This is a genomic window from Tersicoccus mangrovi (assembly GCF_036881825.1).
In the GTDB taxonomy this organism is placed as follows: Bacteria; Actinomycetota; Actinomycetes; order Actinomycetales; family Micrococcaceae; genus Tersicoccus; species Tersicoccus mangrovi.
Genome location: NZ_JBAJMW010000008.1, coordinates 146,039 through 159,384, shown reverse-complemented (window position 1 = coordinate 159,384; position 13,346 = coordinate 146,039). Strand labels below are relative to the sequence as shown.

The following is a 13,346-nucleotide window of genomic DNA, read 5'->3' as shown; positions in this document are numbered from 1 at the left end:
ACCGCCTGCGCCGACCAGCCACCCGCCTCCCGCGTCCCAACCCGCGTCGCCAACGTCATGACCTCCTACACCTAGGCTGGTGGGGTGCGTAATGGGTTCGAGACGGCGGTGCTGCGCGTCGCCGCAGCCATACCCGAGGGCCGCGTGCTCAGCTACGGGGACATCGCCGACCTGCTCGAGGGCATGGGACCGCGCACCGTCGGTCGCGTCATGAGCCGGCACGGCGACGACGTGCCCTGGTGGCGTGTCCTGCGCGCCGACGGCACCGTGTTCGGTCCGCTCGCCGCCCGCGCCGCGATCGAGTACGCGCGGGAAGGGACGCCGCTCGCGCCGGCCCGGGACGGGGCGACCGCGCCGCGGGTGCGGATGCGCGAGGCCCGCTGGCAGCCCTCGCGCGACGAACTGGCCCGGCTGGACCGGGCGCTCGCGGCCGACGGCTGGTGGGAGGCGAGCACGCCGGAGCACGGTGAAGCAGTTCTGTCGGTGCCCGATGATGGAATCGACGCATGAGCAACGACGTGGTGGACCGGGGCGTGGTGAGCCGGGATGCGCGCGAACCCGCCGGGCGGGATGCAGGAATCGGGTCGGGTGCGCCGACGCTCGATCCCGCCCAGCGCGCCGTCGTCGAGGCGGCCGCCGGCCACGGGGCACAGCTGGTGCTGGGCGCCCCGGGAACGGGCAAGAGCACGGTGCTGATCGAACGCGCGGTGCACGCCGTCGACGCCGGTACCGACGCAGCCGGCCTGCTGCTCCTGGCGCCCTCGCGTCGCTCCGCCACCCGGCTGCGCGACCTGCTCTCCGCACGCCTGGACCGCACCGTCGCCTCCTCCCCGGCGCGCTCCTGGCAGGCGTACGCGTTCGACCTGCTGCGCCGGGCCCGCGTGGAGAAGTTCCTGACCCTGCCGGCGCCGCCGCGGCTGCTCTCCGGCGCGGAGCAGGACCAGATCATCGCCGACCTGTTGTCGGGCCACCGCGCCGGTCTCGGGGCCCCGCTCGTGTGGCCCCCCGACCTGGACGACGCCCTGCGCACCCGGGGCTTCCGCCAGGAGGTCCGGCAGCTGTTCGACCGGCTCACCGAGTACGGGCTCACCGCCGAGGACCTCGCCCGGCTCGGCACGGACCGCGGCCGGCCCGACTGGGTGGCCGCCGCCCGCCTGTACCGGGAGTACCGGGACGTGCTGGACCTGCGGATGCCCGAGGCGTTCGACCCGGCCGGCATCATCACCGAGGCGCGGCGCGTGCTGCAGGACAACCCCGCCTTCCTCGCCGCCGAACGGGCCCGGCTCTCGCTCATCCTGGTCGACGACCTGCAGGAGGCCACCCCGGCCATCCACGAGCTGCTCTACGTGATCGGGCAGGACGCCGACATCGTCATCACCGCGTCCGCGGAGTCCGTCGTCCAGGGCTTCCGGGGCGCGCGGCCCGACCTGCTCGCCGGCCTCGACGAGCACCTGCCCGGCCTGCACACCCACACCCTGACGACGTCGTGGCGGATGGGCCACGAGACCGCCGCGGCCTGGCGCCGGGTCGCCGACCGGGTGCCCGTGACCGGCGGCGCGACCCACGGCCGGGTCCTCGACATCCCGCCGCACCCCGGTGATCACGGCGGCGACCGGGGCGTGGACCTGGACACGGACGAGGGTGAGCGCGTGACCGACCGGGTGGAGGCGCACGTCGTCGCCTCCGCCCTGCACGAGGCCCGCTTCGTCGCCCAACGGCTTCTCGAGGCGCACCTGCGGGACCGGCGGCCGTGGTCGTCGATGGCCGTGATCGTGCGCACCGGGGCGATGCTCGCGTCCCTCGCCCGCGCCGTCGCGCAGCAGGGCGTCCCCGTCCGGCTGCCCTCCGCCGAGCGGCCCGTCCGGGACGAGGTGGCCGTCGCCGCCCTGCTCGACCTCTATGCCGTGAGCCTCGGCCGTCGCACGCTCACCGCGGATCTGGCGGTCGCCCTGCTCACCTCCCGGTTCGGCGGGGCGTCCGCGCTCGGCCTGCGTCGCCTCCGGCAGCAGCTGCGGGCGCTCGAGCTGGAGGCCGGCGGCGGCCGCGCGAGCGACGAGCTGCTCGTCGAGGCGCTCGAGACGCCCGGAGCGCTCACCGGCCTCACCCGGGACGCCCAGCCGGCGCGGCTCGTGGCCGGCATGCTCGCGGCCGGGAGCGCGGCCGCCGAGGAGGACGGCGCGAGCCCGGAGACCGTGCTGTGGGCGCTGTGGGAGGCGTCCGGCGCCGAACGCCGCTGGGTGCGGGAGGCCCTGGCCGGGGGACCGGCGGGGGAGCGCGCCGACCGGGACCTCGACGCCATGATGGCCCTGTTCCAGACCGCCGAACGGTATGTCGACCAGCTGCCCGGGGCGTCGCCGGCCCAGTTCCTCGACTACGTCGCGGGCCAGGAGGTGCCCATGGACACGCTGGCCGACCGTGCGGCCCTGGGCGACGCCGTCGAACTGCTCACGCCCGCCTCCGCCGCCGGCCGGGAGTGGGACGTCGTCATCGTCGCCGGCCTGCAGGACGGCGTCTGGCCGAACCCCCGGTTGCGCGGCGAGCTGCTCGGCTCCACCGAACTGGTCGACATCCTCGACTCGGGCGCCGACGTCGCCGGCATCCGGGACGTGCAGGCCCGGCTCCGGCAGGTGCGGCACGACGAGCTGCGCAGCTTCTCCGTGGCCGTCTCCCGTGCCCGGCAGTTGCTCATCTGCGTGGGTGTCGACGCGGAGGACGAGCAGCCCTCGGCGTTCCTCGACCTGGTCGACCCGTGGCCGGATCCGACCCAGCCCCGCCCGCACACGACGGTCGGCCGTCCCGTCACGCTGCGGGCGCTCGTCGCCGAGCTGCGGCAGTACGCGCAGTCCGACGACGCGGCCGAGCGCTCCGCCGCCGTCGCGCAACTGGCCCGGCTGGCCGCCGTCGGCCGTTCCACCGGTGGTGAGGCCGCCGTGGGCCAGACCGCTGCCGACCGTTCCGACGCCGGTGAGGTCGAGCCGTCCGTGCCCGGAGCCCACCCGGAGGACTGGTGGGGGCTGCTGCCGCTGAGCACCGAGGCGCCCATCGTCGCGGCGGGGGAGACGGTGACCGTGTCCCCGTCCCGGATCACCACCGTGCAGGACTCCCCGCTGAACTGGTTCGTCCAGACCGCGGGCGGCCAGGAGACCACCGACCTGGCCCGAAGCCTGGGCACGCTCGTCCACCGCATCGCCGAGCGCCTGCCCGACGGCACCCGAGCCGCTCTCGGTGCCGAACTGAGCCGGCTCTGGGCCCAGCTGTCCCTGCCGGACACGTGGGAGACCGCCAAGCAGTTCGAGCGCGCGCAGACGATGGTCGACCGCTTCGCCGAGTACGTCACCGTCAGCCGCACCGACGGGCGCACCCTGCTGCACGTCGAACAGGACTTCACGGTCGAACTGCAGCCGGTCGACGGCGCCGCGGGGCAGGGCCCGGTCCACACGGTGTTGCGCGGGCAGGTGGACCGGCTCGAGGTCGACGCCGACGGTCGCATCGTCATCGCGGACCTGAAGACCGGCCGGCACAAGCCGAAGAAGGACGACCTGGCGACCCACCCGCAGCTGGGCGCCTACCAGGTCGCCGTCGCCGCCGGGGGCTTCGCCGACGGCGCCCGGCCCGGCGGTGCGGCCCTGGTCAACCTCGGAACGGAGGAGAAGAACATGGTGCAGGACCAGCCACCGCTCGCGGACGGCGACCCGTGGGCCCTCGACCTCGTCCGGTCCGCGGCCAGCATCATGACCGGCGCGAGCTTCGAGTCCCGGCACGAGCCCACCGGCCGCGCCCGCTGCACCCTTCCCGGCGTCTGCCCGCTCTGCGCCGCGGGACGGCAGGTCACCGAATGAGTGCCGGCACCGAGCTGCCCGGCGGGGACACGGAGACCGACGCCCGCAGCACCATGATCACGCCGGCCCGCCTCGCCGAGGCGCTCGGCAGTCCGCCGCCCACCCCGGAGCAGGCCGAGGTCATCGCCGCGCCCCTGGAACCGCTGCTCGTCGTCGCGGGCGCCGGCTCGGGCAAGACGGCCACGATGTCCCAGCGGATCACCTGGCTGGTCGCCAACGGGCTGGTCTCCCCGGACCAGATCCTCGGCGTCACCTTCACCCGGAAGGCAGCCGGCGAGCTCGCCACCCGGGTGGGCTCCGCGCTGCGTCGGTTGCGGGCGGCGGGCCTGCTGCCCGCCAGCGCCGAGGCGGACGGCGCGGCCGTGCTCGACCCGCAGATCAGCACCTACCACTCGTACGCGGCGTCGATCGTGCAGGACCACGGCCTGCGCCTCGGTGTCGAGCGCGACGCCGTCGTCATCGGGCAGGCCCAGGCCTGGCAGCTCGCCAGCCAGGTCGTCGAGGCGTACGAGGGCGAGCACGAGCACTTCGTCAGCGCCAAGAGCACCCTGGTCGCCGGGGTGCTGCAGATGGCCTCGGAGTGCGCCGAGCACCTGCGGGAACCCGCCGCGGTCGAGGCGTGGCTCGACGAGACGGTCACCAGGCTCGCGGCGCTCCCGTACGTCGCCGGGAAGACGACCGCCGTCACCAAGGAGGCCGCGAAGGCGCTGGACCGCCTGCGCACCCTGGGCACCGTCGCCGGCCTCGTGACCCGGTACGACGAGGCCAAGCGGATGCGCGGGGTCCTCGACTACGGCGACCTGGTGCACATCGCCGCGCGGATCGCCGAGCGCGTTCCCGCCGTCGCCGCCGCGGAACGCGCGCGATACCCGGTCGTCGTGCTCGACGAGTTCCAGGACACCTCCCACGCTCAGGCGGTGCTGTTCCGCCGGCTGTTCGGGGACGGTCACCCGGTGACCGCGGTCGGCGACCCCAAGCAGTCGATCTACGGTTTCCGCGGGGCGTCGGCCGGCCAGCTCCAGCAGTTCGGCGACCAGTTCCCCCGCGTGGACGCGGACGGTGAACGGACCCGGGCCCGCACCCTGTACCTGACCACCGCCTGGCGCAACGACGAACACATCCTCGCGGCGGCCAACCGGGTCTCGGACCCGCTCGCCGGCGAGGTCGACGGCGTGGACGCGGTGCCGCCCCTGCAGCCGCGGCCCGGCGCGGGTCCGGGCCGGGTCGTCATCGAACGGCACGCCACGACGGACGAGGAGTCCGCGTCGATCGTCCGGCACGTCAGTGCGCTACGCCCGGACCTGCTGCCGGCCGCCCGCGCAGGCACTGCTGGTCCGTCGGCCGGCGCGCCGGCGGCCTCCGGTGCTGTCGGCGTCGAGCCGCCCTCGGTCGCGGTCCTGTGCCGCACCCGCGCGCAGATCGAACCGATCCGGCGGGCGCTGACCGACCACGGGATCCCCGTCGAGGTCGTCGGCCTCGGCGGCCTGCTCGACACCCCGGAGATCGTCGACGTGGTCAGCACCCTGCAGGTGCTCGCGGACCCGGGCCGCTCGGACGCCCTGATGCGGCTCATGGCCGGGGCACGGTGGCGGATCGGCCCGCGGGACCTGATGGCGCTGCGGGACTGGTCCCGGGTGCTGGCCTCCCGGCGCGAGCGGGCGCTGCGGCAGCGCGAGGAGCTCGACGCGAGCACCACCGGTACTGCGGAGGAAGCGGGTCCCGTCGAGTCGGACACGGTGGATGCGGCCAGCCTCGTCGAGGCGATCGACTGGCTCCCCGACGCGGGCTGGGAGTCGGCGCACGGCCGGTCGCTCTCGCCCGCGGGCCGGGAGCGGCTCGCACGCCTGGCGACCGAGCTGCGAGACCTGCGCGGCTACCTCGGCGACGAGCTGACGACCCTGATCGGGCAGGTCGAGCGGGTCATGCTGCTCGACATCGAGGTCGCGTCACGGCCGGGCGTCAGCATCCACCAGGCGCGGGCCAACCTCGACGCCTTCGCCGACGCCGCGGCATCGTTCCTCGCCGGCAGTCCCCGCATCGACGTCGTCGCCTTCCTCGGCTGGCTCGAGGCGGCGCGCGACGAGGAGAACGGCCTCGAGACCGCGCAGCCGGACGTCCGCAGCGACGCGGTGCAACTGCTGACCGCCCACGCGGCGAAGGGCCTGGAGTGGGACGCGGTGCTCGTGCCCGGGCTGAGCCGTGGCGTGTTCCCGTCGGACAAGAAGTCCCGGTGGAGCTCTGACACCCTGGTCCTGCCGTGGCCGCTGCGCGGGGATCACGCCCACCTCCCGCAGTGGGATCTCGACCAGCCGGACCTGAAGAGCCTCATGGACGCCGAGAAGAAGGAGTTCACGGCGGCCGCGGGTTCCCACGCCGAGCTGGAGGAGCGGCGACTGGCGTACGTCGCGATCACCCGGGCACGGCGCGACCTCATCCTCACGTCCGCGGTGTGGCGCGGCGGCAACGTCAAGCCCGCCGCGGTCTCCCCGTTCCTCGAGGAGCTCGAGGAGTTGACGACGGGGGAGGAGCCCGCCGTGGAGCGCGGTGACTGGGCCGAGGACGCCGGCGTGGAGAATCCGAACGCGGGCCGCCCCCTGACGGCGCAGTGGCCCTACGACCCCCTCGACTCCCCGGTGGACGCGGAGGGCCGCCGGTTGCGGCCGGGCGCCAGTCGCCGGCCGGCCTTGGAGCGTGCCGCCGACGAGATCCTCGCGGCGGTCGCCGCGCTCGGCGAGGTGCACGGTGCGGACGCCGGGCCCGTCGGGGACGAGGTGCGACGCGGTGAGCCGTCGGTCGGTGGGCTGGGTGACGGTGCCGCCCTCGCGGACCGGTGGGAGCGGGAGACCACCGTCCTGCTCGACCGGTTCCTCACCCCGCCGAGCGCCGACCAGGCCCAGCCGCCCACCCACATCTCCGCCTCGACGCTGGTCGACCTGGACGACGACGCGGCCGCCGTCCTGGCTCGCCTGCGCCGTCCCGTCCCGCGCCGCCCGAGCCCGGCGGCCCGCAAGGGCACGGCATTCCACGCCTGGGTGGAGGAGTGGTACGGCGAACCCGGCATGCTCGATCTGGGCGACGTCCCCGGCCAGGCCGACGCCCACGTCGACGCCGGTCACGAGCTGCCCGACATGATCGCCGCGTTCCAGGCGTCCCGCTTCGCGTCGATGATCCCGGCCGCCGTCGAGGCGCCGGTGGAGACGCGGGTCGGGTCCGTCGTCGTGCGCGGGCGGATCGACGCGGTCTTCCGCGACGTCACCGGACACTGGGACCTGATCGACTGGAAGACCGGTCAGGTGCCCACCGGCCGGGACCTGCAGAACAAGGCGGTGCAGCTGGCCCTGTACCGGCTGGCCTGGTCGCGCCTGCACGACATCCCGCTCAGCGACGTGGACGCCGCGTTCTTCTACGTGGCGCACGGCGAGGAGGTGCGCCTGCCCGCGCTGGCCGACGAGGCAGCCCTCGAGCGCATCGTGGCGGGGGCGTTCCCGACGGCGTCAGCCGGCTGACGTCCGGCGCGGGGAGCGGTGGACGCCGCCCGCACTCCGGGCGGAACCGGGCCGGCTGGCAGCAGCGCCGCTCGCTCGGTGCTCGTCAGCGGCGGAAGTCCTCCGGGTGCCGGACAGCGGTGGCACCGGTCGAGCGCGTGGTCGACGCGGGGTGCGGGTCGACGCCGGAGCCGGCCGCGTCGGCATCCGTGTCCTCACCGGCGGCGGCATCATCGGGCGTGATCGACGGCGGCACCGCCGGCATGGCCGGCCGCTCGCCCGGATCCGGCTCCGGGCCGGGGTGGGCGATGACCGGATGCCGGGTGGTGACGGCGTCGGGCTCGGAGATCCGCGTCGCCCCGGTGGGACGCCCGCCGGTCGCCTCCGGCTCGGTGGCCCGCGAATCGGACTCCCGATCCTCGTCGGCGGCGGAGCCAGCAAACGCGTCATCGGACCCGACCGATCCGGTCGGTCCATCCGCAGCGTCGCCGGAGACGATCGGCACCCCGCCCGTGGCGGGAGCGGCGTCCTCGGCCGGTGCCGGCGGCGGCGTGCTCAGTTCCCAGCCACCGGTGCGCTCGACGTCGTGGTCGAGCTCGTCGAGCATGTGCCGGGCCTCGTCGATCATCCCGGCATCGTCCAGGGTCACCCCGCGCACCAGCCACTTGGCCAGGGCGAACTCCGCCGAGAGCGCCGCCCGGTGCATCAGGTGCGCGTCCTCCGGCTCGGGCAGCGCCATCGAGTACGCCTCGAGGACGATGTCGACGAACGACTGGTCGTTGCACGCCACGAGCCACGCGAAGTCGTCCGCCGGGTCGCCGATGTGCAGGTCGGTCCAGCCGGAGATCGCGGTCACCCGCTCACCGTCGACCAGGACGTGGTCCTCGTGCAGGTCGCCGTGTGCGACGGTCGGAGCGAAGCGCCACAGGCTCACGTCCTCGAGCGCGTTCTCCCACCGGCGCAGCAGCCGGGACGGGATCCGCGCGGTGCCGGCGGCCTGGTCCAGTTCGTTCAGGCGGCGCTGGCGGAACTCGTTCGCCGTGTAGGCGGGCAGGCCGGCGTCGTCCACGAGGTCGTGCGGCAGGCCGTGGATCGCCGCGAGCGAGCGGCCGACCGCGGGCGCGACGACACGGGACCGCACGTCGTCGATCCGCAGGCGCTCACCGGGCAGGTGCGAGTAGACGAAGGTCGTCAAAGGACCCTGACGCACGGTGCCGGCGACGGTGGGCAGCTCGAACGGCAGATCGGCGCGCACGGCCGGGGTGAAGGAGCGCAGCACGGTGAGTTCGTTCTCGAGCCGCAGGCTCGCCTCGGGGTGCCGAGGGGAACGCACCCGCCAGGTCCGGCCGGCGCCGTCCTGGATGAGCGCGGCGTCGAAGTCGGCAGCGTCGTCCGGCTCCGCCGCCACCGCCCGGGCGGACAGCAGGGGCACGGCAGCGCTGGCGATGGCCGCCAGGTGCTCAGGGGTACGTCTCACCCCTCCACCGTATGCCGCGGCGCCGGTGACGCCCACGCGCAGCGGCGGCGAGTCGCCCCGCGTGACCGAGATCCCGTCCCCATCAGGCCGCTGCGGTATGCGTTCTGTCGGCGTCGCTGCGTACGGTAGAGGGATGACGACGAGCGAGCCCCCTTCCACCCCGGCCGCGAACACCACCACGGACACCACCCCGACGGACCCGGCCGCCGACGTCAACGCGACCCTGCTGCTCGCCCGGGTCGGCGTCGACCGGCGCGGGGAGCGCCGCACCGACCCGGACCTCTTCCGCACCCTCGCGTCCTCGCCGACCACCCGCTACCTGCCGCTGCGCGACGGGCAGGCCCCGGTTCGCGACGGGCACCTCGTGCTCCTCGAGGCCGCCCCCGCCGGTGACGGCACGCCCCCGATCTACCTCGGGGCGACGACCGCCGACGGCGCGGTCCCCGCGGGCACCGACGTCGTGCTCGTCCAGGTGCCCGGCAGCGAGACCGCCGGCCCCGCCGACGCGGGCGTCTACCAGGACGACCACGCCGGTTCGATCGTGCCCGGTGCCCAGTGGCGGGGCCTGCGCGACGCCGCCGACGACCTCGACGCCGTGGAGGCCGGCCTCTTCGTCGAGTCGCTCGCCCTGCACCACTGGCACCGCGTCCACACCCACTGCCCCCGCTGCGGCGCCCCCACCGAGGCCACCGACGCGGGCTGGGTGCGGCGGTGCACGGCCGACGGCTCCCAGCACTTCCCGCGGACGGACCCGGCGATCATCTGCACGGTGATCGACGACGAGGACCGGCTGCTGCTCGGCCGCTCCGCCCAGTGGCCGGCCAACCGGTTCTCGACGCTGGCCGGTTTCGTCGAGCCCGGGGAGTCCCTCGAGGCCGCCGTGATCCGGGAGATCGGCGAGGAGGCCGGCATCGCCGTCGACCGCCCTCGCTACCTCGGCTCGCAGCCGTGGCCGTTCCCGTGCTCCCTCATGCTCGGATACACCGCGCACGCGGTCGGCACGAAGGTGGTGCCCGACGGTGTCGAGATCCTCGACCTGCGCTGGTTCACCCGGCAGGAGCTGGCGGCCGCTGTCGACGCCGGGGAGGTGCGGTTGCCGGGCACGGTGTCCATCGCCCGCCGGCTGATCGAGCACTGGTACGGGGAGCCGATGGACGAACCCGAGGGCTCCTGGTGACGGCCGTGCCCCGGACGCCGGAGATGGACGAGGCCGAGACGATCCTCGCCGGCCTCGACGAGGAGCAGCGGCAGGTGGCCACGAGCCTGCAGGGGCCCGTCTGCGTGCTCGCCGGTGCCGGCACCGGCAAGACCCGCGCCATCACCCACCGCATCGCCCACGGCGTCCACACCGGGGCCTTCGCGCCCCAGCGCACCCTCGCCCTGACCTTCACCGCCCGTGCCGCCGCGGAGATGCGCACCCGGCTGCGCACCCTCGGCGTCCCCGCCGTGCAGGCGCGCACCTTCCACGCCGCGGCCCTGCGCCAACTGCAGTTCTTCTGGCCGCAGGCCGTCGGCGGTCAGCTGCCCGGCCTGCTGGACCACAAGGCCAACCTCATCGCCGAGGCCGCCCGCCGCCTGCAGCTGACCACGGACCGGGCGAGCCTGCGCGACGTCGCCTCCGAGATCGAGTGGGCGAAGGTCAGCATGCTCACCCCCGACACGTACCTGGGCTCCGCCGCGGGCCGGGGCGAGCCGGGCGGCTTCTCGGCGACGACCATGACGCGCCTGTTCCAGTCCTACGAGGACGTCAAGTCGGACCGGAACGTCATCGACTTCGAGGACGTCCTGCTCATCACGGTCGGCATCCTGCAGGAGGACGCCAAGGTCGCGGCCACGGTCCGGGAGCAGTACCGGCACTTCGTCGTCGACGAGTACCAGGACGTCTCCCCGTTACAGCAGCGGCTGCTCGACCTGTGGCTGGGCGGCCGGGACGATCTGTGCGTCGTCGGCGACGCGAGCCAGACCATCTACTCCTTCACGGGTGCCACGTCCCGGTTCCTGCTGCAGTTCCGCAGCCGCTACCCGGACGCGCAGGTCGTCGAGCTGATCCGCAACTACCGTTCGACGGAGCCCGTCGTCTCCCTGGCCAACCGCCTGCTCACGGCCCGGCGCGGCGGCTCCGCGGGCGGCACCTGGAGCGAACCGCTGCGCTTGGTCTCCCAGCCGGGTGCGGGCCCGGACCCCGAGTTCACGGAGTACCCCGACGACGAGGCGGAGGCCGCCGGCGTCGCCGCCCGGATCGGCAGACTCATCGAGTCCGGGACCCCCGCCAGCCAGATCGCCGTCCTGTTCCGCACCAACGGGCAGTCCCAGGCGTTCGAACAGGCACTCGCGGCCGCCTCGATCGGCTACCAGCTGCGCGGCGGCGAGCGGTTCTTCGCCCGGCGCGAGGTGCGGGAGGCCATCCTTCAGCTGCGCGCCGCGGCCCGCGCCCTGGACGGCGCGAACGGTCCGGGAACGAACGATCCGGGCGCCGCCGACGACGTCGCTGCCACGCCTGTGCCCGCCACCGTGAAGGACGTGCTGTCCTCCCTCGGGTACCAGGACGAGGCGCCGAGCCAGAGCGGTGCGGTGCGGGAGCGGTGGGAGTCCCTCGCGGCGCTGGTCTCCCTCGCCACCGAACTGGCGGACGAGCGCGCGGCTCACGGCCGGCGGTTCGAGCTCGCCGATCTCGTGCGGGAGCTCGACGAGCGTGCCGCGGCCCAGCATGCCCCGACGGTCGACGGCGTCACCCTCGCCTCCCTGCACTCCGCCAAGGGCCTCGAGTGGGACGCGGTGTTCCTCACCGGCCTGACCGAGGGCCTCATGCCCATCACCTTCGCCGAGGACCAGGCCGAGATCGACGAGGAGCGCCGGCTGCTGTACGTCGGGATCACGCGGGCCCGCCGCCACCTCGCGCTGAGCTGGTCCCTGTCCCGCAGCCCGGGCGGGCGCGGGCACCGGGCCGCGTCCCGCTTCCTCGACGGCCTCGCGCCCAACGCCACCCGGTCCCGCGCCGCGGGTGCCGCCCGGTCCGCTGCGCCCCGGCGCAAGACGGCCGCGGTGCTGCACTGCCGGGTGTGCGGCACGGTGCTGACCTCGGGCGCGGAACGGAAGACCGGCCGGTGCGCCACCTGCCCGCCGGGGTACGAGGAGAAGGTGTTCGAGGCGCTGCGTGAGTGGCGCAGCGAGACGGCGAAGGCGGGCGCCGTGCCGGCGTACGTCGTCTTCACCGACGCGACGCTGATGGCCATCGCGGAGCGCATGCCGGGCTCGACGGAGGAGCTGGCCGGCATCCCCGGCGTCGGCCCCGCGAAGCTGGAACGCTACGGTCAGGCCGTGATCGAGGTCCTCGCCGCCTCCTGACCGGGTCGCGACGCGGCCGCAGGATCGCTCAGGGGCCTGTCGGCCGGCATGTCTGCCGGCGCCGCGACCAAGGTGCCCGGATTGCTCTGCCCATCGCCTCGCGGTGCGTCGGCATTCTGGCCGTCATCCGGCGTCGGCGCCCACGCGCACGGGCACGCCGGGTGCGGGCGGCACGGACGGCGACCGACGCGCCCGTCCGCGACGCGCAGCACCAGTTCGGCCGACCAGCTGGCCGGTCGGTGCTCCCCGTCGAGGAAGGCCAGCGCCTGCACCACCGCGAGGGCGGCGAGGGCCGGGACGAACGACGTCGCGGGCGCCGGACCGGCGTTCGCGACGGCCAACTGGTCCCGGATCGCCGGCCACGCCGGATCCGCGTCCGTGCAGTGCCGGTCCTTGCACCGCAGACAGGCCGTGACGCCGGGCACCACCAGCGGTCCGACGACGTGGTCGCGCTCCCGGGTGACCACCGGCAGCACCGCGCGCTCGCTCGCCGCGGCGGCGATGAACGACGCGGGCAGGGCGTCGGCCGCCGTCATCACCACCAGGTCGGGGGAGCCCGCGGCTCGACCGGTCTCGCGGCCGTCCCGGGGGAGGACGCACTCGATCGCGGCGTCGGGGGCGACCGCGCGCACCGCCTGGCGCACGGCGACCCGGCGCTCCAGCCCGAGCTGGGCCAGCCCGACGCCGCCCGATCCGATCTCGGCCGCCGAGACCGGCGGCCCGTCGTCGTGCACGAGCCGGCCGATACCCGCCGCCGCGAGCCCCGTGAGGACGGCGGTCGCGAGTGCTCCCGTCCCGTGCACCCGCACGACGGCGGAACCGCGGCGGCCGAGCACGGCCGGCGCCTCCCGGTGGTGCACCGCACGCAGCTGGCCGAGTTCTCCGGTGAGCCGGTCGGCGCGCAGCCCGCTCGCGCCCTCCGGAGACGGCAGCAGCACCGGGGCGAGGGCGGCCAGCAGGTCCGCGACGCGGGCCCGTTCCACGCGGTGACGGCGCGCGAGCGCGACGAGAGCGGCATCGTCCCGGTCGGTGCGCAACCCGGCGATCACCGCGCAGTCGCCGTCGGTGAGCCCGTCCAGAACGAGTCCTTCGTCCAGTCCGATCTGCATGCTGGAGGGGCTCCGACGCAGCACGCGCAGGCCCGGATTGATGTGCATGATGTGCCCCCGATCCCTCTGGCGATCACCGCCATGACACCGC

7 protein-coding genes are annotated in these 13,346 nt (G+C 75.0%); 5 read left to right on the top strand and 2 right to left on the bottom strand.

Annotated elements, in window-relative coordinates; translation table 11 throughout:
* The first annotated feature begins 84 nt into the window (after positions 1 to 84).
* Genes V6N00_RS15325 through V6N00_RS15315 form a run of 3 tightly spaced genes read left to right on the top strand, consistent with a single transcriptional unit; the run spans position 85 to position 7,345 of the window.
* The gene (locus tag V6N00_RS15325; RefSeq protein WP_334233658.1) at positions 85 to 510 is read left to right on the top strand and encodes an MGMT family protein; all 426 of its coding nucleotides are present in this window, start codon (positions 85 to 87) and stop codon (positions 508 to 510) included.
* Entirely contained in the window at positions 507 to 3,839 is a 3,333-nt protein-coding gene (locus V6N00_RS15320; RefSeq protein ID WP_334233656.1) for an ATP-dependent helicase, read from the top strand. The genes V6N00_RS15325 and V6N00_RS15320 overlap by 4 nt, the downstream gene beginning before the upstream one ends.
* A complete protein-coding gene (locus V6N00_RS15315; protein ID WP_334233653.1) occupies positions 3,836 to 7,345 on the top strand; it encodes an ATP-dependent helicase in 3,510 nt (1,169 codons plus the stop codon). Before V6N00_RS15320 ends, V6N00_RS15315 begins: the two co-directional genes overlap by 4 nt.
* Before the next feature lie 85 nt (positions 7,346 to 7,430).
* On the opposite strand, the gene V6N00_RS15310 is transcribed toward V6N00_RS15315, so the two are convergent.
* The gene (locus V6N00_RS15310) at positions 7,431 to 8,801 is read right to left on the bottom strand and encodes a phosphotransferase (protein ID WP_334233651.1); all 1,371 of its coding nucleotides are present in this window, start codon (positions 8,799 to 8,801) and stop codon (positions 7,431 to 7,433) included.
* Positions 8,802 to 8,934: 133 nt separating this feature from the next.
* On the opposite strand from V6N00_RS15310, the gene nudC reads away from it, so the two are divergent.
* Both nudC and V6N00_RS15300 read left to right on the top strand, forming a co-directional pair.
* On the top strand, positions 8,935 to 9,978 hold the full coding sequence (gene nudC / locus V6N00_RS15305; RefSeq protein ID WP_334233650.1) for an NAD(+) diphosphatase: 1,044 nt from the start codon (positions 8,935 to 8,937) through the stop codon (positions 9,976 to 9,978).
* A gap of 23 nt (positions 9,979 to 10,001) precedes the next feature.
* Positions 10,002 to 12,146 carry an ATP-dependent DNA helicase UvrD2 gene (locus tag V6N00_RS15300; protein ID WP_334233670.1) on the top strand — a complete coding sequence of 715 codons (2,145 nt, stop codon included), beginning with the start codon at positions 10,002 to 10,004 and terminating at the stop codon, positions 12,144 to 12,146.
* Here V6N00_RS15300 and V6N00_RS15295 read toward each other — a convergent pair.
* Positions 12,113 to 13,303 (bottom strand): hypothetical protein, encoded by a 1,191-nt coding sequence (locus tag V6N00_RS15295; protein ID WP_334233648.1) that lies wholly within the window; start codon positions 13,301 to 13,303, stop codon positions 12,113 to 12,115. The genes V6N00_RS15300 and V6N00_RS15295 overlap by 34 nt on opposite strands.
* Positions 13,304 to 13,346 lie beyond the last annotated feature (43 nt).

What these genes read in the sequence shown, in the direction of transcription:
- V6N00_RS15320 (WP_334233656.1), top strand. Translation starts at nt 507, where the DNA reads ATGAGCAACGACGTGGTGGACCGGGGCGTGGTGAGCCGGGATGCGCGC.
- V6N00_RS15315 (WP_334233653.1), top strand. Translation starts at nt 3,836, where the DNA reads ATGAGTGCCGGCACCGAGCTGCCCGGCGGGGACACGGAGACCGACGCC.
- nudC (WP_334233650.1), top strand. Translation starts at nt 8,935, where the DNA reads ATGACGACGAGCGAGCCCCCTTCCACCCCGGCCGCGAACACCACCACG.
- V6N00_RS15300 (WP_334233670.1), top strand. Translation starts at nt 10,002, where the DNA reads ATGGACGAGGCCGAGACGATCCTCGCCGGCCTCGACGAGGAGCAGCGG.
- V6N00_RS15295 (WP_334233648.1), bottom strand. Translation starts at nt 13,303, where the DNA reads ATGCACATCAATCCGGGCCTGCGCGTGCTGCGTCGGAGCCCCTCCAGC.